The 25,560-nt window shown below is 49.5% G+C and carries 26 protein-coding genes and 2 pseudogenes; 12 read left to right on the top strand and 16 right to left on the bottom strand.

Annotated elements, in window-relative coordinates; all coding sequences use genetic code 11:
• Positions 1-33: 33 nt before the first annotated feature.
• Genes ACX1DY_RS06325 through ACX1DY_RS06310 form a run of 4 tightly spaced genes read right to left on the bottom strand, consistent with a single transcriptional unit; the run spans position 34 to position 4,375 of the window.
• Positions 34-465: an RbsD/FucU family protein gene (locus ACX1DY_RS06325; RefSeq protein ID WP_458963328.1), complete on the bottom strand. Its 432-nt coding sequence runs from the start codon at positions 463-465 to the stop codon at positions 34-36.
• A gap of 14 nt (positions 466-479) precedes the next feature.
• Positions 480-1,130: a class II aldolase/adducin family protein gene (locus ACX1DY_RS06320; protein WP_458963327.1), complete on the bottom strand. Its 651-nt coding sequence runs from the start codon at positions 1,128-1,130 to the stop codon at positions 480-482.
• A gap of 19 nt (positions 1,131-1,149) precedes the next feature.
• Positions 1,150-2,577 (bottom strand): rhamnulokinase, encoded by a 1,428-nt coding sequence (locus tag ACX1DY_RS06315; protein ID WP_458963326.1) that lies wholly within the window; start codon positions 2,575-2,577, stop codon positions 1,150-1,152.
• Between the two features lie 31 nt (positions 2,578-2,608).
• Positions 2,609-4,375, bottom strand: coding sequence for an L-fucose isomerase (locus ACX1DY_RS06310; RefSeq protein ID WP_458963325.1), 1,767 nt, complete (start codon positions 4,373-4,375; stop codon positions 2,609-2,611).
• 221 nt (positions 4,376-4,596) lie between these two features.
• On the opposite strand from ACX1DY_RS06310, the gene ACX1DY_RS06305 reads away from it, so the two are divergent.
• Positions 4,597-5,367 carry a DeoR/GlpR family DNA-binding transcription regulator gene (locus tag ACX1DY_RS06305; protein WP_458963324.1) on the top strand — a complete coding sequence of 257 codons (771 nt, stop codon included), beginning with the start codon at positions 4,597-4,599 and terminating at the stop codon, positions 5,365-5,367.
• A 281-nt stretch (positions 5,368-5,648) separates the two neighbouring features.
• Positions 5,649-6,116: a MarR family winged helix-turn-helix transcriptional regulator gene (locus ACX1DY_RS06300; protein WP_458963323.1), complete on the top strand. Its 468-nt coding sequence runs from the start codon at positions 5,649-5,651 to the stop codon at positions 6,114-6,116.
• A gap of 47 nt (positions 6,117-6,163) precedes the next feature.
• Here the strand turns inward: ACX1DY_RS06300 and ACX1DY_RS06295 are convergent, their stop codons facing one another.
• The 5 genes from ACX1DY_RS06295 to ACX1DY_RS06275 form a co-directional block, all read right to left on the bottom strand.
• On the bottom strand, positions 6,164-8,023 hold the full coding sequence (locus ACX1DY_RS06295; RefSeq protein WP_458963322.1) for an LTA synthase family protein: 1,860 nt from the start codon (positions 8,021-8,023) through the stop codon (positions 6,164-6,166).
• A 179-nt stretch (positions 8,024-8,202) separates the two neighbouring features.
• On the bottom strand, positions 8,203-8,562 hold the full coding sequence (locus ACX1DY_RS06290; RefSeq protein WP_458963321.1) for a hypothetical protein: 360 nt from the start codon (positions 8,560-8,562) through the stop codon (positions 8,203-8,205).
• A gap of 149 nt (positions 8,563-8,711) precedes the next feature.
• The gene (locus ACX1DY_RS06285) at positions 8,712-9,293 is read right to left on the bottom strand and encodes an NAD(P)H-dependent oxidoreductase (RefSeq protein ID WP_458963320.1); all 582 of its coding nucleotides are present in this window, start codon (positions 9,291-9,293) and stop codon (positions 8,712-8,714) included.
• Between the two features lie 94 nt (positions 9,294-9,387).
• A complete protein-coding gene (locus ACX1DY_RS06280) occupies positions 9,388-9,810 on the bottom strand; it encodes a MarR family winged helix-turn-helix transcriptional regulator (RefSeq protein WP_458963319.1) in 423 nt (140 codons plus the stop codon).
• Positions 9,811-10,121: 311 nt separating this feature from the next.
• Positions 10,122-12,122 (bottom strand): oxidoreductase, encoded by a 2,001-nt coding sequence (locus ACX1DY_RS06275; RefSeq protein WP_458963318.1) that lies wholly within the window; start codon positions 12,120-12,122, stop codon positions 10,122-10,124.
• A 195-nt stretch (positions 12,123-12,317) separates the two neighbouring features.
• Here ACX1DY_RS06275 and ACX1DY_RS06270 point away from each other — a divergent pair, with 195 nt between their 5' ends.
• From ACX1DY_RS06270 to ACX1DY_RS06245, 6 genes are all read left to right on the top strand, one after another.
• Positions 12,318-12,911, top strand: a complete 594-nt coding sequence (locus ACX1DY_RS06270) for a TetR/AcrR family transcriptional regulator (RefSeq protein ID WP_458963317.1) — start codon at positions 12,318-12,320, stop codon at positions 12,909-12,911.
• 320 nt (positions 12,912-13,231) lie between these two features.
• Positions 13,232-13,810, top strand: a complete 579-nt coding sequence (locus ACX1DY_RS06265; RefSeq protein ID WP_458963316.1) for a CD3073 family putative ECF transporter S component — start codon at positions 13,232-13,234, stop codon at positions 13,808-13,810.
• The gene (locus tag ACX1DY_RS06260; protein WP_458963315.1) at positions 13,800-14,312 is read left to right on the top strand and encodes a CD3072 family TudS-related putative desulfidase; all 513 of its coding nucleotides are present in this window, start codon (positions 13,800-13,802) and stop codon (positions 14,310-14,312) included. The genes ACX1DY_RS06265 and ACX1DY_RS06260 overlap by 11 nt, the downstream gene beginning before the upstream one ends.
• Positions 14,309-15,151, top strand: a complete 843-nt coding sequence (locus ACX1DY_RS06255; RefSeq protein ID WP_458963314.1) for an ATP-binding cassette domain-containing protein — start codon at positions 14,309-14,311, stop codon at positions 15,149-15,151. Before ACX1DY_RS06260 ends, ACX1DY_RS06255 begins: the two co-directional genes overlap by 4 nt.
• The gene (locus tag ACX1DY_RS06250; protein ID WP_458963313.1) at positions 15,136-16,017 is read left to right on the top strand and encodes an ATP-binding cassette domain-containing protein; all 882 of its coding nucleotides are present in this window, start codon (positions 15,136-15,138) and stop codon (positions 16,015-16,017) included. Before ACX1DY_RS06255 ends, ACX1DY_RS06250 begins: the two co-directional genes overlap by 16 nt.
• A 10-nt stretch (positions 16,018-16,027) precedes the next feature.
• Complete coding sequence (locus ACX1DY_RS06245; protein ID WP_458963312.1) at positions 16,028-16,819, top strand: energy-coupling factor transporter transmembrane component T family protein; 792 nt, start codon at positions 16,028-16,030, stop codon at positions 16,817-16,819.
• 51 nt (positions 16,820-16,870) lie between these two features.
• On the opposite strand, the pseudogene ACX1DY_RS06240 reads toward ACX1DY_RS06245, so the two are convergent.
• Positions 16,871-17,149: pseudogene (locus ACX1DY_RS06240) on the bottom strand (winged helix-turn-helix transcriptional regulator); the annotation flags it as partial.
• A gap of 18 nt (positions 17,150-17,167) precedes the next feature.
• Between ACX1DY_RS06240 and ACX1DY_RS06235 the strand changes: the two are divergent.
• Positions 17,168-17,767, top strand: a pseudogene (locus ACX1DY_RS06235) (SDR family oxidoreductase); the annotation flags it as partial.
• Between the two features lie 48 nt (positions 17,768-17,815).
• Here ACX1DY_RS06235 and ACX1DY_RS06230 read toward each other — a convergent pair.
• The 3 genes from ACX1DY_RS06230 to ACX1DY_RS06220 are packed head-to-tail and all read right to left on the bottom strand — an operon-like array spanning position 17,816 to position 20,253.
• Positions 17,816-18,388 carry an AlkZ-related protein gene (locus tag ACX1DY_RS06230; protein ID WP_458963311.1) on the bottom strand — a complete coding sequence of 191 codons (573 nt, stop codon included), beginning with the start codon at positions 18,386-18,388 and terminating at the stop codon, positions 17,816-17,818.
• An 18-nt stretch (positions 18,389-18,406) separates the two neighbouring features.
• The gene (locus tag ACX1DY_RS06225; protein ID WP_458963310.1) at positions 18,407-19,783 is read right to left on the bottom strand and encodes a DUF6179 domain-containing protein; all 1,377 of its coding nucleotides are present in this window, start codon (positions 19,781-19,783) and stop codon (positions 18,407-18,409) included.
• The gene (locus ACX1DY_RS06220) at positions 19,780-20,253 is read right to left on the bottom strand and encodes a DUF6323 family protein (RefSeq protein ID WP_458963309.1); all 474 of its coding nucleotides are present in this window, start codon (positions 20,251-20,253) and stop codon (positions 19,780-19,782) included. The genes ACX1DY_RS06225 and ACX1DY_RS06220 overlap by 4 nt, the downstream gene beginning before the upstream one ends.
• A 492-nt stretch (positions 20,254-20,745) precedes the next feature.
• Here ACX1DY_RS06220 and ACX1DY_RS06215 point away from each other — a divergent pair, with 492 nt between their 5' ends.
• Together ACX1DY_RS06215 and ACX1DY_RS06210 are read left to right on the top strand one after the other, a co-directional pair.
• The gene (locus ACX1DY_RS06215; protein ID WP_458963308.1) at positions 20,746-21,561 is read left to right on the top strand and encodes a DUF6492 family protein; all 816 of its coding nucleotides are present in this window, start codon (positions 20,746-20,748) and stop codon (positions 21,559-21,561) included.
• 13 nt (positions 21,562-21,574) lie between these two features.
• Positions 21,575-22,897, top strand: coding sequence for a sugar phosphate nucleotidyltransferase (locus ACX1DY_RS06210; RefSeq protein WP_458963307.1), 1,323 nt, complete (start codon positions 21,575-21,577; stop codon positions 22,895-22,897).
• Between the two features lie 33 nt (positions 22,898-22,930).
• Here ACX1DY_RS06210 and ACX1DY_RS06205 read toward each other — a convergent pair whose 3' ends face one another.
• Positions 22,931-23,620, bottom strand: coding sequence for an aspartate/glutamate racemase family protein (locus ACX1DY_RS06205; RefSeq protein WP_458963306.1), 690 nt, complete (start codon positions 23,618-23,620; stop codon positions 22,931-22,933).
• A gap of 37 nt (positions 23,621-23,657) precedes the next feature.
• Complete coding sequence (locus ACX1DY_RS06200) at positions 23,658-23,996, bottom strand: winged helix-turn-helix transcriptional regulator (protein WP_458963305.1); 339 nt, start codon at positions 23,994-23,996, stop codon at positions 23,658-23,660.
• 104 nt (positions 23,997-24,100) lie between these two features.
• Between ACX1DY_RS06200 and ACX1DY_RS06195 the strand changes: the two genes are divergently transcribed.
• On the top strand, positions 24,101-24,493 hold the full coding sequence (locus tag ACX1DY_RS06195) for a RidA family protein (protein ID WP_458963304.1): 393 nt from the start codon (positions 24,101-24,103) through the stop codon (positions 24,491-24,493).
• Between the two features lie 87 nt (positions 24,494-24,580).
• Here ACX1DY_RS06195 and ACX1DY_RS06190 read toward each other — a convergent pair whose 3' ends face one another.
• Positions 24,581-25,546, bottom strand: a complete 966-nt coding sequence (locus tag ACX1DY_RS06190) for a 2,3-diaminopropionate biosynthesis protein SbnB (RefSeq protein ID WP_458963303.1) — start codon at positions 25,544-25,546, stop codon at positions 24,581-24,583.
• Positions 25,547-25,560 lie beyond the last annotated feature (14 nt).

The following is a 25,560-nucleotide window of genomic DNA, read 5'->3' as shown; positions in this document are numbered from 1 at the left end:
CCTCCCGAAAATTCAGACTCCAGATCAAAGCGGTCAAACGCTTTTGATCACACCTTTTTTGAGTATAATATTGCCGTACAGCGCTTCTTCGCCAGTGACTACGATTGCATAGGCGCTTTTGGAGCGGGTATAGAAGTCGAAGCGCGCTTCATGGGCTATCACCGCTTTGGGATCATGTCCGGCGATAATTTCCATGTAGGTATCCCATATTACGGGTACTACCGGATCTCCGGGAACAACGCTCATCAGAGCGGCCTGATGCTCCGCATAATGATCCAGCGGAAGCAGCTCCAGGATCGCTTCCAGCAGCTCCGGAATCCCAATGCCGTCACAGCGGATCACCCTGGAGTGCAGCGCATGTCCGGGGTAGTTGGCATCGGCGAGCACAAGCTCATCGCCATGCCCCATCTCCATCATCGTCTTCACCAGCTCGGGAGAGAGCAGCTTGGGGATTTTGTTCAGCATGGCAATTCTCCCCCTTACATTCCGTAGAAGGATCTCAGCGCAACCAGCTCTTCGATCCGTTTCGGCGGCAGCTCCCGTTCTCCGTCAATCATGCGGGTCAGGAAGGTAAGCTTCGCCGTGTACTCCAGCCGCTCCATATTCATATAAGCGCCCATGACGTCCTTGCCCCAGGACAACGCGCCATGACTTTCCAGCAGCACGGCTGTCTTCTTGCCCAGGAACGGCATAATGGAATCGGGAACCTCCTCCGTAGATGGCGTGCCGTATTTCGCGAGCGGAATATCGCCCATGGCGATGACGGATTCAGGCATCATCATTTTATCGAGCGCTTCCCCTTTAATAGCAAAGGCGGTGCCAAACGGCGGGTGGGCATGGACAACCCCGTTCATCTCAGGCAGCTCGCGGTAAATCCGCAGATGCATCTTCACTTCTGTTGAAGGTCTGTAGCCTTCATGGGCTTCCAGAATCTCTCCCACAAGATTGACTTTGACCAGCATGTGCGGCTCCAAATAACCTTTGCTGACTCCAGTCGGAGTGGCCAGCACCTCATTTGCGCTCAAACGTGCGGAAATGTTGCCGTCGTTCGCGGCGATATAATCCTTGTTGAACAGATTTCTGCCGATATCACAAATTTGCAGACGCAGCTTCTTTTCCAGCTCATCCATGATTTACTCTCCTCTGTTTTCATTTATTCGGCCGATACAGGCTTAAGGCTTCGGATGTGGCGACTACCGCTGCGGCCTGGCTGAAATCCAGCTCGCCCAAGGCGGCCAGCTGCACCAGCAGATTGCCAAGCGCACTCGCTTCGACAGGACCGGCAATAACCTTCTTCCCTGTGGCATCCGCCGTCAGTTGGCAGAGCAGCCGGTTCTGAATGCCCCCTCCGACCATATGGACGACGCGGACCCTCTTGCCCGAAATGTCTTCAAGTCCCTTAAGCGCCGCAGCATAGGACTTTGCAAGACTGTCCAGAATAACCCGGACAATCGCCCCTTTGGATTCCGGCACCCGCTGTCCTGTCCTCCGGCAGTATTCGGCAATGCGACCCGGCATATCTCCCGGTGTACGGAACAGCGGATCGTCAGGATCAATAAAAGACTTTGACGGCCCCTCATTCTCGGCAAGCGCAGTCAGCTCTCCGTAGCTGAGCGCCTCCCCGGCTTCAGCCCACACCCTGCGGGTCTCCTGCAGCAGCCAGAGACCCGTAATATTCTTCAGCAGCCGGTTGCTGCCGCCGTAGCAGCTCTCATTGGTGAAGCCGTAGCCAAGGCATTGCCGGTCCAGGACCGGCGCCTTCGTCTCCATCCCAACCAAAGACCAGGTACCAGAGCTGATAAATGCCGCACTGCCCTTGTCTGTATATGGGATAGAGGCAACGGCTGAAGCCGTATCATGGGATGCTCCAGCGATCACATGGACCGGTCCGCAGCCAAGCTCACTGCAAAGCTCCGGCAGCAAAGAGCCGATGACAGTTCCCGCCGGCACCTGGTCCGGGATCAAGCCGAGAGGAATTCCGAGCCTGCTGAATACCTCGGTGGAGGGTTCACCCGAACCGGCGTCAAGCAGACCGCTTGTGCTTAGAATGGTTCGCTCGGCGGAAGCCGTTCCCGATAACAAGTAGAGGAACAAATCCGGCATCATCAGCAGTTTATCGACAGTTTCCTGAAGCTGGCTATCCTCCTGGAAATCCGCATATAACTGATATACCGTGTTGATCAGATCCGGCTGATTCCCCGTCAGACGGAATTGCTCCTCCGGCGGCAGCAGCTCCTCCAGCCTCGCCCGGTGGGTGCTCATTCGTTGATCCCTGTAGTGATGAGGGGCGTTCAGCAGTTGTCCGGCATGATCAATATAGCCGTAATCTACACCCCAGGTATCCACACTAATGCTGGCAATTTCACCGTGAGTCTGGAGCGCCAGTTTCATGCCATGTTTGATCTCCTGCAGCAGCACCGGGACGTTCCAATACAAATGTCCGCCCTCCTGGACCGGCGTATTGTCAAATCGGTGAAGCTCTTCTGTAACAATCGAGCTGCCGTCATAGGTTCCCAGCATCACTCTTCCCGAGCTTGCCCCCAGATCCACGGCGAGCAGCCTTATCAGCTTACTCATTGCATGCACCTGCCCGCTTCATAGATTAGTATTAATACAGCGGTCCGAAATTGCGGCAGGCCCGGTAATCGGCAGCTTCGAGACTCTCCGTGCCGAACAGCGACCAGACGCGCGGTCTGAAAATCCGCGATTCCTCAACGTTGTGCATGCTTACAGGAATGCGCAGCATCGAAGCCAGTGTTATCAGATCGGCCCCGATATGCCCATAGCTGATGGCGCCGTGATTGGCTCCCCAATTGTTCATTACGTCATATACTGAGCTGAACGAGCCGGCTCCGGTAAGATTTGGTGCGAACCAGGTCGTCGGCCAGGTTGGGTCGGTGCGTTCGTCCAAGGTGCGGTGCACCGCTTCGGGCAGCTCCACCGTGTAGCCTTCCACCATTTGCAGGACCGGTCCCAGCCCTTTGACCAGATTGAGGCGGGCCATTGTCACAGGCATGCCGCCTTTGGTCAGATAGTCGGTGGAGAAGCCGCCGCCGCGGAAGTATTCCTGTGAAGCCGGCCGGAACTCTACAGCCTTCAGGGTGGCTTCCACCTCATCGTCCGTAATCTCCCAGAACGGTTTGATGGCAGGCTTGCCATCCGCCGTCTGCTCGCCGGTGCCATCCAACGCGGCGGAGCCGGAGTTGATCAGATGGAGCAGACCGCCCGCCGCCTGGCCCTCAAGCTCATAGCCGGTGACACGCTTCACGGCAGACGGACTCCAGTAAGTGCGGACATCGGCGAAGATCTGCGCCGTATTCGTCAGCAGATAATTGAACAGCATCGTCACGCCGTTCAGGCTGTCATTCTCCGTTGCGAGAATATAAGGAGCCCGTTTTCCGTTCCAATCGAAGGAGGAATTCAGGATCGTCTCCATGAAATCACCGTTCGGGAAGTGGTCCGTCCATTGGCGCTGCCCCTGGAAGCCTGCGGCAAGCGCATTGTGGCCCTGGGCTTCTTCTTCAAATCCAAGCTCCGCCAGCACCGGATTGCCAGCCATCAGGTCACGGCCGATAAGCGCCATCTTGACACAGGTCTCCCACTGGGATTCCTTCACTTCATCACTGACCTGCAGATGCGCCGGATTATTGTCAGGTCCCAGCCGGCAGTTCTCCTTCGTCCATTTCAGCGCGCGCTTAAATTCTTCTTGATCATAGATCCCCTCTTCGAAGCGGCGGACGAACTCAGACATATCAATATATTCATTGCGCATGCCCAGGTACTCCTGAAAGAACTGGTCGTTCACAATCGAACCGGCGATCCCCATGGATACCGAACCCATCGACAGATAGGAGGTTCCCTTCATCAGAGCAACCGCCAGCGCCGACCTGGCGAACCGCAGCAGCTTGGTCTGAACATCAGCAGGGATGTCTTCGCTTCCCGAATCCTGTACATCCTCCCCATAGATCCCAAAGGCCGGAATGCCCTTCTGGGCATACGCCGACAGCACAGCGGCAAGATACACGGCGCCAGGTCTTTCCGTACCATTAAAACCCCACACCGCATGGGGAATCGTGGCATCCATATCCATCGTCTCCGAGCCATAACACCAGCAAGGCGTCACAGTGATCGACACGCCTACACCTGCACTCGAGAACTTAGCCTGCGCGGCCGAAGCTTCCTTCACACCGCCGATGGTGGAATCTGCAATCACACATTCTACGGGCGAACCATCCGGGTAACGCAGATTCGCCTGCAGAAAGACTGCGACCCGTTCAGCCATACCCATCGTTTGAGCTTCAAGCGATTCACGCACGCCGCGGCGTCTCCCGTCAATCGTAGGGCGGATTCCGATTTTGGGATAATGAGTTGTCATGCCATACAACCTCCTCCGTATGATAAGAACAATATAAGCGCTTCCATAAGTTTCATCATAAAATCAAAATAATCTAATGTCAACATAAATCCACATCAATATGAATAAAAAGTGTGGTTTTATAAAAATAATGTGGTTTATTTGTGGATTGTACTTTTATTTATCTCTGAAGTTATAGTAGAATAAGAACACAGATATGTTATAGCAAGGAGGCCGCCTCAGTGAGAGCATTTGAACGCCGTGAGCTCATTATCAACAAGCTGTACCGCAACAAGAAAGTCCATGTCGCCAATTTGGCCCAGGATTTCGCCGTTTCCGAGGAGACCATCCGCAGAGACCTGGAGAAGCTCGACAAAGAAGGCATTGCCAAAAAAAGCTACGGCGGTGCTGTCTTGAACGTCCACACCAATGAAGACCCCTCCTACTCCCATAGACATGCAGTCCATATTGAAGGAAAACGGAATATTGCCGCAAACGTCCTGGAGCTGATCAATGACGGGGACAGTCTGATGACAGATACCAGTTCTACAGCCTTTGAAGCCCTGAAGAAAATCACCGAAGCCAAAAAAAATCTGACGATCATCACGAACTCGCTTGTCGTCCTGTCCGAGTTCCAGCATTCCGGGCATAAGCTGATTTCCACCGGCGGAGTGCTGGGAGCAGAGACCAACTCCTTTGTCGGACCGAGCGCTTCCCATACCATTCAGAGATACAATGTAGACGTCGCGCTGTTCAGCTGCAAGGCGCTCTCAATGACGGGCGGGCTGAGCGATTCCAACGAAGCCGAAAGCGAGCTCAAGATTCTGATGCGCCAGCAGGCGAGCAAAGCCGTTCTCCTGGCTGACCATTCCAAGTTTGACCGGATCGCCTTTATCAGACTGTTCGGCTTTGACGAGATTGATTACCTTGTCACGGACGAGAAGCCTTCGGAGGAATGGATCACTTTTTTGAACAAATACCAGACGTCACTTCTCTACAACCCCGCAGAATAAGCCATAATCCCTACAAGAAAGGAGGTGAATCCTGGGATGGGCTCGATCAATCTAACCGCAGCTTCCGCACCGGTGTGGTTTCCGTTCGTTCTCATTGCGCTAGGCGTATGCCTGATTCTGCTTGTATGGGCTGTTTTCAAGAAACTTGATTAGCACAAAACTATTTGTATACGCTTACTCAACTGTTTTTGGTTTAGTTATCAGGCACTTCCTGTCCCTTCCTTTCTTTTATTTCACGGTCTGGACTATAATTAGGCTAAATAAGCCTATGGGGTGTACACATGAACGAAGACAGATATGAGAAAGTAGACGACTTAATGGAGGTATTTCAGCAATTCTCCAAGATTAACTGGCAAAAGCCAAATACCTCCCCGCTGAAGCCCAGTGAAATACGCGTGCTGGTGACGATCAGAATGGGTACGGAGAAGTCAGGCAAGCAGGTGCTCACGGTCTCGGACATCAGCAAGATGCACAAAGTCACTTCCCCCACCATCACCCAAATGGTGAACAGCCTGCTGGCGCAAGGTTATGTCATCCGCTCCAGCGATCCACAGGATAAGAGAGTCAGCGGCATTACATTAACGGACAAGGGAGAACGTTTTGCCGATACAGCCGTTGCCAGAATCCGCGATACGTTCAAGGGCATGATTGATTATCTAGGCAAGGAGCAGAGCGACGCTCTAGTAGATATTCTGAACGGGGTCTATCACTATTTCGAAGAGCTAAATGGACAGGTTGATGAATTTTAACAAAAAAACAGTAGGCATAGGGTCTCCCCCATACTTACTGTTTCAGATTACTGCCCTTCCGGCAGTTGCAGCAGATAACTGTTCGACATGCCCAGCAGCCGCTCGGCGGCTTCGAACTGCGCTTTGGTGGAACCGTCTTTGACTTCCGCATTATCGCTCAGTCTGTAGTTGCTGCCATCCTCGTAATCATTCCCCGGCAAATAAATACTTGTGTTGTTCACGAAGGACCCTGTCGGCAGAAAATGTCTGAAGGGAATCAGATTCGTCTGCGTATTCATAAGATCCTCACCGAAATGCAGTTGATTCTGCAGCGGGACTCCCAGCAAATTGGCTACCGTCGGCAGAATATCAATCTGTCCGCCCGTCTGCTCCATCACGGCAGGCAGCGCCCCGCTTGGCGAATGGACAATAAACGGAATGTTGAACATGTCGGTGTAGCCATACTCATGCCCGACCAGCTCTTGCAGCAATTTCTTCTCATCGTTGCCAAGGGTATACATCGGCACCCCCTGGTGATCCCCGTAAAACACAATCAGGCTATCATCCCATAGCCCGCTCTCTTTCAGCTCATCCAGAAATTGCCCCATTGCATAGTCCGCATAATTCTGGGACTGGATGTAGTCGCCGAGCAGTGTTCCTTCGTAACGCTCCGGCAGCTTCATCTTGAATTTCTCCTCCGGCAACCGGAACGGATGATGGGCACTCATGGAAATCACCATTGCATAGAAAGGCTTATCCTTGGCATCGAGTGCGGACAGCTCCGGTACCGTCTTCTTGAACAGCACTTCATCCGAGGAACCGAACGCAATATGATCATCGTCACCATAGAAGGTCTGGTCATAATATTTGTCAAAGCCTAGTGCCTTGTACAACGCCCTGCGGTTCCAGAATTCCACACTGTTGGTATGAAAGGTAGCAGTAAAATATCCCTTCTCACTCAGCAGTCTCGACAAGCTGGGCACAGCTTTTTTCATATAGGATGAAGAGGTAGCTGGCTCGTTTTTGGGCACATAAAAAGAAGAATTCACCACAAACTCAGCATCTGAGGTAGTGCCCTGGCCCGCATTGGTATAGAAATTGTTGAAATACGTATTGCTTTTGGCCAGCTTGTTAATATTCGGGGTAATCTCCTGTCCGTCTATCGTGAGTCCAATCAAGAAGTTCTGGAATGATTCCATCTGCACTACGATCAGATTTTTCCCTTGGTCAACTCCGAAGTATTGCGGTGACTGTCGGGTTTGGACGCCTTTGAGCTTATCCACGGCCTGCTGCGTAATCTCTTTGCTGTCAATGATTTCTTCCTTCTCTGTGCTGTCCGCAAACAGCGTATAGACCTCATAATTCAAGATCCCCATGCTCTCCGCCTTCTTGATCTCGTTCATGCTCGCACGATTGGGCCAGATGTTGAAGATACACAGCGCGAATGAAGCAACGGCAACGGTAATCAGGACCGGCCGGCTCATACGGTACAAGCCCCTTTCCTTCCATTTGGCAATGTATTTAGGACGGAACATAAGAAACAGGAAGAAGACAATATCCACAAAAATAAACAGATAATACGGCGTGATCAGGGAATACGTGCTCTCTCCGACCTTCGTGACTTTATCCGCCTGCTGCAAAGCATGATAAGTAGCAATAACGCCATAGTACTTGTAATACATCAGAACGGAAAAATAAATAATCGTAATAAACAAGTTGGCAATCATATAATACAGAATCTTCCGCTTGGAGGAGAGCCATTCAATCAGGCTGAATACAATGATGAAAAAAGGAATTTCCGTGTACAGCATGCTCCAATTTGGGCCGTCGTTAAAAACAACAAACCAGGCCACAGCGCTTTTCAGCAGCAGCACAAAACTAAACAATAAAATCGGCCTATTTAAAATGCTTTTCAATGATCTCTTCATGAAACAATTCATTTCCTTTCAAAAAAATAACAGCCGCCCGCATCCGTGCTACTACTGCATTAAAGCACAAAGTACATAGGTTATCAACCTATTTTAAAGCATAGTAACACATTCCATCTTATATGCGCGCAGCAAAAAAAAGTGAAAGCCCCGCAGGACCTTCACTTAGGAAATATGAATTATTTAGTCAGGCTTTGCAGATAGGCATCCGCTTCTTCATAAGTTGGATAATGCACTGCAAAATTGCCGAACAGTCTCTTCATCTGCATTTTCCATACCGGTGAATCTGCTACATAAACCCATCCGGCGACTCCATGAGCAACTGCTACCTCTCCTGTAGGTGCAAGCATAGCGGCAACCTCAGGCGTAAGAATGGATTTGGACCCGGTAACATCGGTTACTCCGGTGAACCCTGGTTTCAGCTTTTTCATCGCATTTTCAAAATCAGCTATGTAGGATGGAACATCTTCTGCGGTAAGGCCGAAGGCTTTGACAACTACTTGATTCTTTGGAACGCTTACTTCCATAGTGTAGGGCATGTAGATTCCTCCAAGTATAGTTTAGAAACAATGATGCTATCCTTTATATCGGTTATTTATTCCATTTAATTGAGAAAAACAGGAAATTAATCAAAACCCTGCCGCTGTCTCTCGGACAACGGCAGGGCCGATAAAAAATAAGCTTTGGGTTAGAATAAAGCTGTCACTTTTTCTTCAACCTGGACCAGGATTTCATCAAGAGCAGCCTGTCCAACCGAAGGAATATTGCCGAACAGCAAATGATCCACTGGTTCAATTCCTGTAAAGTCAAAAATGCCGGTATCAGATGTCATTTTGAGCGCGGCGCTCATGCCGATCTGATCGTAGATTTCTTTTGGAGTTCCGTGTGTATTGATGATAAATCCTTTTTTGCCCTTTAGCAGCTTGTCAATCCCGGCTTCCCCATAGGCATATGCGAATCCGTAAGCAAATACCCGGTCAACATAACCTTTGAGAATCGCAGGAAGCCCTGTCCACCAGATCGGGTAAATAAAGGTCACGACATCTGCATCAGAAATAAACTTTTGTTCCGTAAGGATATCTGCAGGAGTCTGTCCGCTACGCATTGCTGCCGTATCCTCCGGCTTCAGCACCGGCTGGAAATCAAGAGCGTACAAATCACGTACTACAACTTCATGCCCTTTTTTCTTCAGCGCTTGAACCGTTGTCTCCAGAATGGCATGGTTAAAGCTCTCAGCACTAGGATGGGCATACACGATTAAATGTTTCATGGTTATTACCTCCGATATAATTTGATTGAATCTCATCTTGTTTATAATTAATAGATATCTATATAATTATTCAAAAAAAATTAAAAACTTTTTTTTAAAATCTTCTATAGATATGCTCCAACAAAAACTCAAGATCCTCCCGCTGTGCGGGATTTAGACCGCCATAAATGGCATCATTCAGCTTATCCGATATTTCCCGAAAGGCCGGCTGCAGCGCAATGCCTTTATTCGTAAGCTTTACAAGAGTAATTCTGCTATCCTCCCCGCTCTTTATTCTGTACACATACCCCAGCTTCTCCAGCTTGTTGATCAGAACAGTCACTGTAGGCTGTGTAAGGTGAACCTTGCTCGCAAGCTCCTTGACAGACAGGCCATCCTGCTCATACAGAAAGATAAGCACATCGCCATGTGAAGGAACAATCCCTTCGACACCATGTTTCTCAAGCTCAGAAACGATCAGCTTATACGCTTCGGTGCGAATCTTGCTGATCAATGATAAAGCGTTATAATTAAGCATGAGCTCATTATACATAGATATCTATGCAAATGCAAGCTTGAATTTAAACGGATCAGGCTGCCTTTTTGCATAAAGGCAGCCTGCCATTACTCCATCTCTTCTTATATAAGCTGAACTTGTGAAACCCATAAAAGGGTAGGAGTGCGGAGGGGAAGTTTGGAACTGGAGGAGCGATAGCGTCCGCCTTTATGTTTGGATTTCTACCGCGGCCAGCGGTTTAAATCAGGAAATCCAAACATAACAGCGGCCGGAAGTCCAAACATTCCCTGTAGTCACGACCAAATCCCGATATATATTCTCTAACGTTCAGCTTATATATTCTTCACCACCTCATAAGCATCCCACACCGCATACATGATGTTCTGGACTTGCTTGGCATCTCCCAGCAGATACGTTTCCGGAAGCTCACTACTGATCTCCTCGTACAATTTCTTCTGAGGCGAGTAGCCTACCGCAAGAATTGCTGAATCCGCCGCAAGCACTTTTTCCTCGCCGGCTTTATTTTTCAGCACAAAGCCCTGATCATTCGCCCCGGCCACTACAGTAGTTGTAAGTAGATCTATGTCTTTAAAGGCAACTAGGTCACGGAGCATATCCTCATTGGCATGGCACAGTGGGCCGCCGACGGTCAGAATGTCATCCTGCACTTCTACCAGCGTCACTTTTTTGCCCTGATCCGCCAGCCATAATGCGGTCTCGCAGCCTACCAGTCCTCCGCCGATGATGATTGTGGAGTTCCCGGCATCCTTTTGTCCAAGCAGGACCTCTTCGGCAGTATAGACATTGGCGGATGTGCCGATATGGAAGCTTTTCGGAGATGATCCGGTGGCAAAAATCACGGCGTCGGCGCCGCTGCTAAGGATCGTGTCTCTGGTCACTTCGCTGTTAAGATGAAGCTCAACCTTCAGCGCATTCAATTCTACGCCATACCAGTCAGCGAGCAAATGGTCATCTTCCTTGAATTCCGGCACACCGCCGGCAATCAAATTGCCGCCAAGACGGCTGTTTTTCTCATGCAGCGTGACCTGGTGTCCGCGAAGCGCAGCCACACGGGCCGCCTCGCAGCCTGCCGGACCGCCGCCGACAATCAGCACGCGCTTCGGCAGCTCCGCCTTGCCAATGGCATAATCCTTCTCACGGCCGCAGGCCGGATTCACGGCGCAGGATATGGCCGCAAAGGACGCCAATCTGCCCATACAACCCTCCTGACAGGAGAGGCACGGACGAATGCGCTCGATCTGGCCCGCTTTGATCTTGTTCGGGATATCCGCATCCGCCAGCAACGGCCGGCCCAGTGCAATCATATCGGTAGCTCCGTCAAGAATTGCCTTGCTGGCCCGGTCGGGATCATCCAGTCTTCCGGCAGTAATTACGGGAACTCTGAGAATGCTTTTGAGAATCTTGTTGTACGGCAGGTACAAGCCCTTCTCCTGATACATTGGAGGATGTGCCCAATACCAGGAATCGTAAGAGCCTACATCACCGTTAAACGCATCATATCCGGCTTCCTCCAGAATTAATGCCGCTTCGATGCCTTCCTCAATATCCCGCCCCTGCTCGGTGAACTCCTCACCCGGAAGTCCGCCTTGGCGCCAATCCTTGATGAAGCTCTTGATGCTGTAACGCAGCGATACCGGATAGTCCTGGCCGCATTCCGCCTTGATCGCCTGAACGACTTCAATGGCAAAACGCAGACGGTTTCTCAGGCTTCCGCCATATTCATCGGTCCGCTGATTAAAGAAAGAGATGGCAAATTGGTCAAGCAGGTAGCCTTCATGCACCGCATGAACCTCAATCCCGTCAAAGCCCGCTTTTTTGGCAATCGCTGCGGATTCGGCGAATTTTCGCACATAAGTGTGAATCTCTTCAACCGTCAGCTCCCGGCAGGTCACACCAGGCAGCCAGCGGTGCGGAATCGGCGAAGGGGCAACTGCGGTTTTGCCTACTATAGAAGGAATACTCACACGTCCAAAGCCTGCAGACAATTGCAGAAAAATCTTAGCCCCGTAAGCATGAATCCGCTCGGTCATCATCTTGCCTGTCTTAATAAAATGATAAGGATTGAGCGTTGGACAAGGCATGGAAGGCAGAGCGCATTTCTCAATCTCATTCTCGACCATCGTTACGCCGGTCATTAACAGCCCTGTTCCCCCCTTGGCCCGTTCCACGTAGTACTCTACGCCGCGTTCATTGAACGTTCCGTCCGCATTGCACAGTCCGCCGGGTCCCATCGGGGCCATCACAAATCTGTTTTTTAATTCGAGCTTGCCGATTTTAAAGGGTTCAAATAGAATTTTGTGGTTATCCTTCACTTGAAGTCCTCCTAAAGTAGTATAGGTTTGCAATTTAAATGAACGTATTCACTGAATACGTTCATTATAAAAGCATGACTCGACAAATAATGTGATTATTTTCACTTAGTCAGCAAAATACACTCTCTTTTCAATTGACAAAAGGAATCCGAAAGCCTAAATTAAGAGGATATTATACAGATGGAGCGTATTGAAATGCCCAAGAAAAAAACGTTAACCTCACGTCAATTGCAAAGCATCCAGACCAAAAGCAACCTGTTCGAGAGTGCCGTCAAGCTGATGAAGCAGCAATCCCTCGAAAAGATCACAATCGCTGAGATTTGCAGTGAAGCCGGAGTTTCCGTCGGTTCTTTTTATAACTATTTCTCCACCAAAAGCGACATCCTCGTTGAAATGTACGAGCAGGCAGACGGTTATTTTGATCAGAAATTCAGGGATTTGGAGCCCTCGGCTTCGATTTGTAGCGATATTATTGATTACTTCAAAATTTATGCCGAGTACAATTTGAACATTGGCATTGAAACGATGAAGCAGCTCTATACCTGCAATAATAAGCTGTTCATCGCCAAGGGGCGTTACATGCAGAATGTCCTTCAGGCTTTGCTTGAAAAAGGGCAGGCCAGCGGACAATTAGTTCGGGATATGTCTGCGGAGGATATGACGGAGTATCTATTTATTGCAGCGCGCGGGGTTATTTATAACTGGTGCCTGCATGACGGCAGCTATGACCTCAAGCAGAAGATGGAAGAGTATATGGCCCGTTTGGTAGTTATTTTTGTCCATTCGTAGAGGAACCCCCATAAGCAATGCTTCTGGCCCCCTGGCTGTCGAGAAAGTCTCGGCAGCCCTTTTTGCGTCTCAATTAATATTTAAAAAGAAATGATTAAGCTATTGACTTCTAACAAAATGCGGCTACAATAATAAACAATAATTCCAATGCAATTACTAGGGTTATTATTTATTCGTCTGTAGCATTCACATGGAACTATTAAAGGCTCTATTTGTGATCGCTCGTTATGTACAAAGGGGGAGTCGGATTCATATTTTTCAGTTGAACGCTTCATTCAGCAGACTATCACAAATTATGAATCCTTAGGAGGAACACCATCGTGAATCGAAAAACGCTCATCATTACACTGGGAGCACTTGCCATTGCCATTAATGTTATTGCAGGTACAGTTGTCAGTAATTTAAAAATCCCTTTCCTTTTTCTTGATACAGTAGGCACCATATTCATCGCTGCTATTTTTGGCCCGCTCTGGGGAGCTCTGGTCGGCCTTCTGACCAACCTGGTGCTTGGCGTTACCTCGGGTTACACCGCAATTCCTTTTGCTCTTGTGAATATCATTGTTGGTTTGGTCGTCGGTTATGCTGCCCGTAAGAACGGTCTCCGCTTCTCCACCGCCCTTCTCTCCGGAATTATCCTTGGTATTCTCTGCCCTGCAGTTGGATCGGTCATTGCCATAGGGCTGTTCGGCGGCTTAACCGGCGGCGTCCAGGACGTTGCCGTGTTATGGCTCAAGAAAGCAGGAACCAGCTTGTTCGCAGCCGCCTTCCTGCCGCGCCTTGGGGAGAATCTAATTGATAAAACTTTATCCACCCTGCTTGTATACTATATCGTCAAAAACCTGCCGCAATCCCTGATCAAACGTCCATCAATCAAAAAGAAGGAATCCCATGCAGCGTAGCAAAAAAATTATTGTGGCCTCCCACTGCGTCATTAATCAGAATGCTGTGGTGGAAGGTGAGGCTCGTAGTCCAGGCGTAATGAAAGCGGCCGTCGATTGGAGCTACGAGCAAGGATATGGGCTGTTTCAGCTGCCTTGTCCTGAATTCACCTTTCTTGGGCCCGAACGTCCTCCAATGACTGTAGAGGAATATGATACACCGGAGTTTAGCACTCATAACCGTAAAATATTGCTTCCCGTCATAGAACAATTGAAGACCTATCAGGATCACGGATATTCTATCGTAGGCGGTCTCGGAATCTCAGGCAGTCCCTCCTGCGATCCGGGCAAAGGAGTGTTCATCCGCGATTTCTTGAAGCTCGCTGCTGAGGAAGGCGTGACCATTGATTTTTTCTGGCAAATTCCCAATACCGCAGATGGAAACTTTGATCCTGCTGACACCAAAAGTGTGTACGGCCCGATTGGTCCCGCAAATCTTCCCAAGGGAGAGATTACTTCATGATTAATATTTCTGACGTGACCTTTCACTATAATGAACCTGATGAAAAAACAGACAATGCCGGCCAACAGCCGGCATTGTCCAATATTACCCTTGAGCTCCTTCCCGGTGAATTTGTAGCTTTTCTGGGACGCAATGGCTCGGGTAAATCTTCACTATCGCGTTTGCTCAATGGAATAGAGCTTCCGACCGATGGAAAGGTGTCTGTTGAAGGGCATCCCACAAGTGAACACAGCTCTATTCCTGCTATACGGCGAGCGGTACAAATCGTGTTTCAAAATCCGGAGAATCAGCAGGTCGGGATCACTGTAGGCGAGGATATTGCTTTTGGACTATCCAACATTGGCTGGCCGCAAAACGATATACAGAACCGGATTGCCTGGGCTATTCGCCTCGTTGGTTTAGAAGCTGACGAAGAACGGCCAGTCACCCAGCTGTCAGGCGGGGAAAAACAAAAGCTTGCACTAGCCTCCGTATTAGCGCTCGCCCCCCGCTATCTCATCCTTGATGAAGCCACCTCTATGCTGGACCCGGTTGCCAGACGCCAGTTCGTAGAGACTCTGCATCAGGTAAGAGAGAAATTCCCCTTTACGCTGATCTATATTACGCATCACTTGGAGGAAGTAATCGAAGCCAACCGCTGGGTGCTGTTCAGGGAGGGTGAAATCGTCACAACTGGAGCACCTGCAAAATTGGAGAAGGAAACCCAGCTTTTGCATGATTGCGGGCTGGAGCTGCCTTACTACCATGCGCTTGCCGGAATCTTACGGCAGGAGGGTATCCCTGTATCCTCTGTAACCAATGAACAGGAATTGCGAGGGCTATTATGCAGATCCAATTAAATGATGTTTCTTTTTCCTATAGCAAACGCCGCAAGAACAAGCCATTAGCCGGCCCGCTGGTGCTAGAGAAGCTTCAGCTTAGCATTGAGAGCGGGGAGCTTCTGGCAATCGCCGGTAAATCCGGCTCCGGCAAATCGACCTTTCTCCAGCTGTTAAAGGGCTTCCTCTCCCCTTCAGAAGGCACGGTTCTTTTGGATGGCATTGACCCCTATGCTTCGAAGCAGCCAGCGCTGTTTGACAGGATCGGGTTTATTTTTCAGTATCCGGAACATCAGCTCTTCTCGACTACAGTCTTCGACGATATTGCCTTCGGTCTTAAGAGCGCGAAGCTTCCAGCAGAAGTTCAAGAGGCTAGAATACGCGCGGCGATGGAATCCGTCCAGTTGAATTACGAGGCGTTCAAGGATCGCAGTCCCTTTGAGCTGAGCGGCGGAGAAAAACGGCGGGTTGCCATTGCAGGGGTCGTTGTGCTGGAGCCGGATGTTCTAATCCTTGATGAACCGACTGCCGGGTTAGATTTGCAGTCCCGCACCGCTCTCTTCGAACTGCTGCACAAGCTGAACCGGGAACGCGGGATAACAATCATGTGGGTGAGCCATCAGCTTGATGAAATTCTGGAGCATGCTTCACGGTTGATTACGCTTAAGGATGGGCGGTTTCTGGCAGACGGAGCGCCTTCTGAATTGCTGTCACGGCCGCAGCTCCTTGAGTCTTTTGGATGGGAGGAGCCTCCGGCTCTTGCCGTAAACCGGTTGCTGCGGGAGCTTGGTGCCGTTCAAGAGGTCAAACCGCTTTCTTACAGGGAAGCAGCTAATGCGATCATTGCCCGCTGGCAGGAACAACATACACTAGCTAACTACAAGTGAGGGAAAATATATGTCCGGCAATAGTTTTTTACTGTATCAAAAAAGGAATTCGTGGCTGGAACGCTGGGACCCGCGCATGAAAATTCTGGTTGTACTATTCTTCGGTGCAGCTATGCTTCTAACCCGTAGCCCGGAGCTAAAAACAGCGCAACTGCTAGTTTTAGTGATTCTGTGGGGGGTAGCCAAGCTGTCCTGGCGTGTACTTGCATTCACTCTATTATCATTGACGCTTTTTTTCGCCTCAACAATGATCTATCAGGCCATTCTTTTATCTGCTCCTGGTGAAGAATTAATTACCTGGGGCTGGCTTCATTTCTCTCCCCAAGGTCTGATTAACGGATTGATGATGTGTGAGCAGATCGCAGGTATTGTCCTGCTGCTGTCGCTGCTGGTGCGGACAACCTCGCCGGTTATTTTAGCCGAGGGCATGGAAATTTTATTGAATCCACTAAAAAAATGGCGTTTGCCCGTACACGAAGCGGTGCTGATGTTCTCTATCGCCCTGCGGTTCCTCCCTATTCTCATTGAAGAATTTGATAAAATCCGCAAAGCTCAGCTTGCCCGGGGAGGCGGATTTCACCGCAAAGGCATAGCCTCCAGATTCCACGGAGTGCTGCCCATGTTGATGCCGCTATTTGTAATGTCCATTCTTAGAGCGAAGGAATTGGCCGTAGCGATGGAATCCCGCTGCTACCAAGGGGATGAGGGAAGAACTCCGATCCGCCTTTACCGTTTTCGCTTCAGTGATTATGCAGTTTTTACCCTTGCGATATGCAATTTATTGTTTCTGGCCGTTTGGTAGCAGACAAAAAAAGAGCGGGTCCAGGTCAACTGGATATCCGCTCTTTTTTTGTTAAGCCAACTCTTCCTGTTGTTTTTGATAATCCAGATGCTGCCTGCCCCAGCCACACATGCTATCCAAAACGGCAGTCAGTGTTTTTCCATGCTCTGAAATGCTGTACTCTACTTTGGGAGGTATTTCCTGAAAGACAACACGGTTAATGAGCTGGTCCTCCTCCAATTCACGGAGCTGCTTCGCCAGCGTCCCCTGTGAGACATCCGGTATAAGACGCTTTAGTTCACCGAATCTTTTCGTTCCGTCAATCAGCAAGATAAATAATATTAGCGGCTTACCGGTCGTTCAAAGGATAAATTGGATAAGGCTCAGCACTCCCTTGGTTTCGAATCAGTCCAAATTTATCCGCTCAATAATCAAAATGAACTTGAACTGAAGACTTTTTTCGAGAGTATAGGAGCATTCGATCATTTATTTACACCAGGTGCCTCTTATGTCAGAGGTCCGATTACATCCAGCACTGAAGTTGCGCACAGCTGCTTTAATGCCAAGTTCTGGCCTCAATATAACGCTGTAAAATACGCCGTTCCTTTTATTAACCGTAGTGGCTCTATTGTGCTGATGTCCGGCGCGTTTGGTCAACGGCCTCTGGCTGATGGAGCTTCCTATGCTGCCTGCAATGGAGCCATTGAAAGTCTAGGTAAAGCATTAGCTGTAGAATTGGCTCGCGTTCGGGTTAATGTAATCTCACCTGGCACGATCCTCACCTCCTTTAATTGGGAGGGGGCAGCCCAGACAGTCAGAGATAAATCATATGACGAATACACTGACATGAATCTTCTTGGCAGGGTGGGGCAAGCAGCTGAAGCCGCACATACAGCGATTTATTTGATGACCAACAGCTACACCACCGGAAGCACACTGTTCCCGGATGGCGGCTATATTTTGCGCTAAGCAGCTTAAATACATCTTCTGCCTGAACAGCCCGGCAGTTCATGTTGATTATTCTGGCTTCAATATTTGTGCGATTTGTTTCTCGGACAAAATACCCTTTAACCGCTCGCGTATATAATGAACACTCTCTTCTTTTGAATAAGAGTTGGGTTCTTCCAGAAGTCCTTCTTCCCAGCGGCGGCTTGTCCCCCAGACTAAAGTGCTCCACGTTGAATTCAGCGTTCTTCCCGGCCGAGTTGCAGTAACATCCAGACTTTTTGTTAATTCGTCCATAGCGGCATTGCAGGAAGCTTTGCTTAGCATAAGAACAGAGATAATTTCATCTTTTTCAGCTTCGCCGGCCTCATCCAGGAAATCATAGATTCTTCTCTCGGTCTCCGTAAAAATCTTCTTCTGGCGAAAAGGCTTCAGATGAAAATAAAGCTCCTTGTTCAGATAGGTCACTCTGTTTTTGCAGATTTTACTATAGAACACCTGACGGGCTTCCAGCAGCCCCATTAAAGCTTGCCAGTCTCCTTCTGCTCCAATCACACTTGGCAGATCAGGATGTTCATTAACAACAAGCAATCCGTAACGCCCAAATGCAGCAGCCAATAATTCCGATGCTAGAGCTTCCTGCATACCCGGTCTCCTTTCCAATCAATAAAATGTCAGTTTCTCATAATCCTGTTCCCCCATAACCTTCCAGACCGTCTGCAGCCGCTCCCGGCTCATGCCCTGAAGACAGCGGACAAACTCTATCTGCCATTCCACCGGATACTCATTTTCCAATAATAAAATGGACGGCAAATCCAGCGACTCGCTGCGCAGCTCTTCATAGAATACGATTTTCGCCAGAATCGCCAGCTCCAGATCGCCAAACGCATCGAAGAGGGCATCATATTCTTCCCCGTACAAGCAGTCTGCTTCAAGCATATCGAGAAAGTCATGAAAGGAAGAGAAGCTCGATAGAATCAGCCTGATCTTGTCCTCCTTCACTTCGCAGGCCAGAATCTCGTGAAGCAGTCTTCTTAACTCTACATCGCTCATTCTGTCTTCTTCGCTGAAGAAGATCACACCGGGCTTCGCCTCTATCTCCCTTTCCGTAATAATGACGGCCTGCAAGCTGCCATGCTGTGCGGCATTTGCTATACGCTGAACGAGGTTTTCCCGGCAACAGTCCATATACTCCTTAAGTTGCTGCTGAATCGGAAGTTCTTGCTGAAGTCTCTCCATCGCCCCGGAAATGACGGCGCTGATTTGCGGAGCAGTAAGGTTCATGAATTGCTCTTCCAGCCGCTTGAACTGAATCCCTGATATTCTGACGTTATCTGGCTTTCCCCCTGATAGAACTGAGAATACCGCATTATTCAGCACCAGCTCAAACATATTGAACAGCTCGATCCGGTAATTGAACCGGCATTCTTGTCCGAAGCAGGCCAGCAATTCAAGCAGCTCCCCTTGATCAAACATTGCGCAAAACCCGTTCTCCAGCTTCAGCCGCTCCAGATACTGCCTGAGATAGAAAACTCCCTGCAGCCGCATATCATCGACAGCCAGCGGGTAATCAATACTCGCCATTGAATTGTGGGCATCGAAGAGGATACCGTATTTTCTGAAAAAGACAGGCAGAGACTCATCCAGAGTCATGTTATACGCATCAATTGGAACTTCCAGCTTATGGGCCATGATTTCTTTATAGAGCTGCTTCGTTTCTTCAAAACATTGGCTTACCTTGTCTACGCCCCGTTCATAGATTTGACGGACATCCATCGTCTGGAGAGACGTGATCGCCTGCTTTGCCTCCCCCAAGCTGAACAGATAAGCATCTGCCGCATACATAATGGAATGCAGCAGGCTTTCCGCTGTTTCCGTGGTAACTGAAGTGCTCTCGCCCCGGGTGTATTTACGAATCAGCTCCTGCAAAATCTGCATAAACCCGCTCTGAATGTGCAGCACTTCCCGGGTCGACAGCAGCCCGGTCCGCAAGCCTTCGTTCATTAAAGAGACTGTATATTGATTCCGCTGCAATCTCAATTGTCATCCTCTCCTTCAAAATCTAACTCGTTCTTCAGCAATTCTCTCCTGAACCCTTCGGCCTCCTCTTCAAGCTTGCCTTTGAGCAAGTCGAGCGAGCCTTCGCAATCCTCCTCGAACAATTCCTTCATCCTGTGGAGAAGCTCCGTATCGCTGATTCTGTCTTCTGTTTCACTCTTCAGAACATAAAAAATCTCATGCAGCTCATTCAGGGTATCCGCATAATTCTCCTGCTGGATGAACGCAGACTCCGAGAAACTCTCGATAAGTCCCTTGGTCACTTCAATGCCAAGCTCCACGCGACCGTAGCTGGACAAGACCTCATTTCTCGCCGCCATCATTACCTCAATATCCTGCGGGGTCAGAGTCAGTCCGTATGCCCTGGTTCTCTCGTTCAATTCCAGCAATTCGGTCATGTAGTGCTCCTTCATAGATACGTTCAAAGAGCTGAACAAACGTGGCAAATACATGAGGCATCCACTCCCATTCATTTTTTTCATAATAGGGTCTGGTCGTAACTGCGGGGAATGTTTGGACTTCCGGCCGCTGTTATGTTTGGATTTCTCTGACTGGAACCGCTGATCGCGGTAGAAATCCAAACATAGCCTATGCTTACGATGCCAGCTTTCCTACGGAAAGCTCTCAGGCGGACGCTGACGCTCCGTAAGTATCCAAACTTCCCCTCCGTCACTTCCGCCCTTTTATATTTTCTTTAGTCCAACTTATGCAGAAAATAATCCTTGACTTTTTCTTTGTTTTGTGTTATAATATTTAAATTAGTTTTTGCATACATATTTTAGTCGTTAACTCCGTCCATGTCAATTGGATTGGAGTTTTTTTGCGTTCATTTGCCAGAGCAGGAAGATTGGCTTTACCGTGGCCTCTGCCCGGTCATAAAGCGATTACCCGACATACATTAATGCAGACGCCCTATATGTCAATTTGTGCACGGAGATGATCTTATGTCAGCTACTTCAGCAGGCTTAACGAACAGCGGACCTCCCATAGACATCCTTATCCCGGCTATTGAAAAAGATCTGGCCACCCTCCCCCATGTGATAGACAGTCTTCGCCGCCATGTCCGCCATCCCATCAGCAACATCTATATTGTCTCGCCGAACAGCAGCCGGATCAGAAATCTGTGCTCACGTAAAGGCTGTGTTTTTGTCAATGAAACCACCGTACTGCCGTTTACCAAAAAAGACATCCACTATTCCTCCTCCCGCTGGAACCGCTCCGGCTGGCTGTATCAGCAGCTGCTCAAGATGAATGGTGATCATATCTGCCGGGAGAGCTTTTTTCTCGTCATTGATGCCGACACAGTGCTGATTCGGCCTCACCGGTTCCGTTCCGGGGGGAAAAGCATCTTTTACTGCCGCAACTGGAGCCAGCCGGAATATTTCCGCACCTACCGGAAGCTGCTGGGTACTGCCGCCCCTTCTCCCAAATCCTTTGTCACCCATTACATGCTGTTTGAAAAAGCAAAGCTGGCCGGACTTAAAAGAAAAATAGAAGCCCGGCACGGGGTATCGTGGCATTCCGCCATTCTCCGCAGCATCGACAAGCGGAAGCAGTTCGGCTTCTCCGAATTTGAGACGTATGCCAATTATGTGTACAGCGGGAACAGCGGCTCGGTGCTGCTCAGAAACGCCAATAATAAATCGCTGAAAACCTCGGCGGCCGCCCTGGGTAAAGAGCATATTCAAAAGCTGGCCCGTACCTACCGCTCGCTTTCGTTCCATCAGCGAAAGGGATACTCCATTCCGGCCAAGCGATAAGGAGGCAACAGCCTTGCATACCATTCTTCTATGCGGCGGTTCCGGCCAGCGGCTGTGGCCGCTGTCAGGACGTATCCGTTCCAAGATGTTTCTAAATCTGCTGCCTGCACCGGGCGGAGGCACGGAGTCGATGATCGGACGGGTATGCCGCCAGCTCGATCACGCCGGTCTCGGTGAATCCGCGTTGTTCGTCACACACCAGGAGCAAATAGGCCTGACGCGGCGGCATACCCGGAATGGATATCCAGTGATTGGGGAGCCACATAAGCGCGGCACATTCACTGCAGCAGCGCTAGGTGCCCTCTATTTGTATTCCACAGGGAAGGCGAAGCCGGAAGACACGATATGCGTAGCCCCGGCCGATATGTTTGCAGATGACGGCTTCTTCCGGTTATTTCATCAATTCACTGATATTTTAGCCGCCTCCCAGGCCGAGCTTGTGTTGCTTGGGACAAGGCCCACCCATCCATCGGACCAGTACGGCTATATTGTTCCGGGGAAGGGAGCAAACGAAGCCTATTCCCCGGTCATTTCTTTTGAAGAGAAGCCAGACATCTCCAGAGCTGAGGAATTGATCCGTGAGCATGCGCTGTGGAACTGCGGAGTTTTTGCTTTTCGGCTGAGCTTTATGCTGTCGCATGTGCAGCAAATGGGGCTGCCTGCTGAACTCGCCGCATTTACAGAGCTGTATCCCGAATTCCCGGTCCGCAGCTTTGACAAGGAAGTCGCTGAGCGCAGCAGCAAAGCCGTCATGCTGCGGCATGAAGGCGAGTGGCTGGATCTGGGTAGCTGGGAAACGCTGACCGCCCAGATCCCAGAGCCGGTGATTGGAGCCGGGGGAATTTGGGGAGCATGCCAGCATACCCATATTGTCAATGAATTGAACATTCCGCTGCATGTAATCGGTGTATCCGGCATAGTTGCCGTAGGGAGTCCCGAGGGGATTCTGATTGCCGGTAAAGGCGAAGCGAACGCGATAAAAGAAATCCTGCAGAATGCTGCAGGGGAACCGAGATACGGGGAACCCGAGTGGGGAAGTTTTACCGTCCTGGACCGGACCTTGGACGGTTCGAAGCTTGTGCTTACAATTTCATTGTCCCTGCTGCCGAACCATGACTTGCCCGAGATGCTCTGTGAGCATTCCGGCAAGAGCTGGATCATCTTGTCCGGTCAAGGAGAAGCCGTTCTGAACGGACTGCCCGCCGCAGCACAGACAGGCGGAATATTTACAATAGCCAGGGGAGACCGGCATGGAATTAAGGCTTTTACAGCTATGAAATTGATCGAGGTGCGGACGCTCGAAGATGAGGATGAGGAACGGATTTACAGTTCATGAGTTCTTTTAATACCCAAAGTAAAGAGGAGGACGTTATTCGCCCTCTTCTTTTGCATGTACATACCTTTTCACCACAGCTTGTGCCAGACACTCTGACGAGTCAATCAGGACAAGTTCTTCTGCAGTACCTTTTGCAACTACATTTAAGTCAGTACATGCAAGTATAGCTGCGTCTGCCTTATTCACCAGCTCCGAATACAAACGTTGCCATAACACATTTGCTTCTTGTATTTCACCTGTTTTTATGTTGGTAATAATGGCATTCACCCATTGTTGCCAGTGATCCTGGTGGAGACAATCAAAACCAAGGTTTTCCAGACTTTTTTGATAAATGCCGGATTGAACCGTGGCGGGTGTAGCTAACAGCGCAACCTTTTCAGCAGTCTTCGGCAGCCTCAGAATGGTCTCATCCACTATATTTAACACAGGCACAGAAACGGAATTATTTATATTGTCATAATACAAATGTGCTGTATTGCAAGGAATTGCGATAAAATCTACACCCGTGCTCTCCAGCTTCTGGGCACCGTCAATAATAGCCTTTTCCATAGCCGCATGATCGACTGGCCTGTCCATGTAAAAAGGTGTAGGACATGAATAGATCATCATGTGGGGAAAATCCATGTCATGCTTGGCGCCATATATCTTCTGGCATTGCTCCACCACCATATCGACAAAAGGTCCTGTAGATTTGGGTCCCATACCTGCTAAAATTCCAATCATCCTTACCCAGATCCTTTCTATGTTTAAACATACTGGATTAATTATTTTGGTTTTTTTCGCCCCACTCACATAATTTCTCCAGAACCGGCAATAGTGTGTCCGCTTTAGCTGTGAGACTGTACTCGACTTTAGGGGGAACTTGAGGGTACTCTTTCCGTTTTACCAGACCATCCGCTTCCAATTCTTTTAGTTGTGAACTGAGTGTTTTAAAAGTAATCGCTCCTATTTGTCTTTTCAGATCATTAAAGCGAACCGGCTGGTTTTCTGCCAGGAGGTACAGAATAACCATTTTCCATTTACCTCCGATAACTGACAACGTGTAACCAAAGGGTGTTTCTTGAATACTTTTAGCTTTCTTATAGTCAGCTATACTCATGTTACACTATCCTTTCGGGTAGTACCTATCAAAAAAGTGCGTACTACTCATTTATTTACGTTCATTTTATACTAGCCTTACTTTGAAGAAAAGGAGAGAAAAAAATGACTACTACTAAAATCTACAATCATGGTGTTCCATGGGAAGAAGCCTTCGGCGTCACCCAAGGCTACAGCGTCAACGGCAACATCTACATTTCGGGACAATTCTCCCACGATATGCAGGGCGCATTTGTTGGCGAAGGCGATTTCGAGGTACAGGCCCGCCAGACGCTGGAAAATCTCGATCGCGTATTGGCGGGATTTGGTGTCACGAGATCCAACATCGCTGAGATGGAGGTCTTTCTGACAAACCCGCAAGAGCATTTCGAGCAATTCATCGCGCTATACAAGGAGTATGCGGGTGACCATCGGTCGGCCGCCACCCTCATCGGCGTGCCGGGTCTGGCGTTCCCGCATCAACTGATTGAAATCCGCGCCGTCGCACACACTGGCTAAATCGGCCACCACGGGAAATAGCCTTCACAAAGAAAAACCCGCTCACAGGGCGGGTTTTCGATGTTTTATGAACCAGTTTCCTCCTCCTTACACAAGCTCGGCCCCAATTTCTTTTTCCCTTGCAATCTTCACGTAGTATACCGCAATAGCGATATCGAAGACGGCCATCCCCATCGGGCAGAAAAAGACCGGCTCATCCGCAGTGAATTCAGTCAGGCTGCGGCGGGAGACGACATCGGTAAGCATTCGGGTGCCGGCACGGGTAAGCCCCTGTTCCAGATGGAGCCGCTCGATGTCCGTATTTTCGCGGCACACTTCATCCCAATCATCAACGATGATGGCCTTCACTGAAGTCAGCGCCTCCGGCTTAAAATCACGCAATGAAACATTCAGCAGCAGACTGCCTTTTGCAGGGGGAAGATCAATATAGCGGTAATCCGATACGGTACACGTAATGAAGATATTGGAATGCTGATATACATCCGCCCACGTCTCTGCTGCTTCCATCCTGTCCCTGTAAAGAGGCGGGGCTTCTGACAAATCAACTCCCCTTATATCGAATATACGAATACGTTCGATTCGCTCTCCATACAGAGCTGCAGCCATTTGCAGATGATGCTGCCCAATCGGGCCCCAGCCGATAATGCCGAGCTGAATCCGCTCCAGTGGACGGGTCTCCATAAAGTGGCGGATCATCAGTCCGCTGATGGAAGCGGTCCTGACGATGCTGGGAACGGGCGAATTCAGGACGGCCGAAGGCTCGCCCGTAACGGGATCATTCAATACGATGATGCTATGCGCGCGGGGAAGACCGGACTTTAGATTGCCCGGGAAGCTGGAAATCCACTTGATTCCGGCTGCACTCACGTCTCCCCCGATATATGCGGGCATTGCAATAATGCGGTTTTGAAGATTTTTATATCTTAGGTAAGGTTTTATCGGCTGTGCATAATCACCTGAATCAAGAATTCGCACCGCAGATTCTACCGAATCCACAAGGGCAGGCCAATCAAAACCCACTGCCCGGATGTCCCGGTCGTTTAAGTACAGCATGCCGCTCTCTCCTT

Source organism: Paenibacillus sp. BAC0078 (assembly GCF_054483875.1).
The sequence above is the reverse complement of the archived record's forward strand: the minus strand, read 5'-3'. Positions and strand labels throughout refer to the sequence as shown.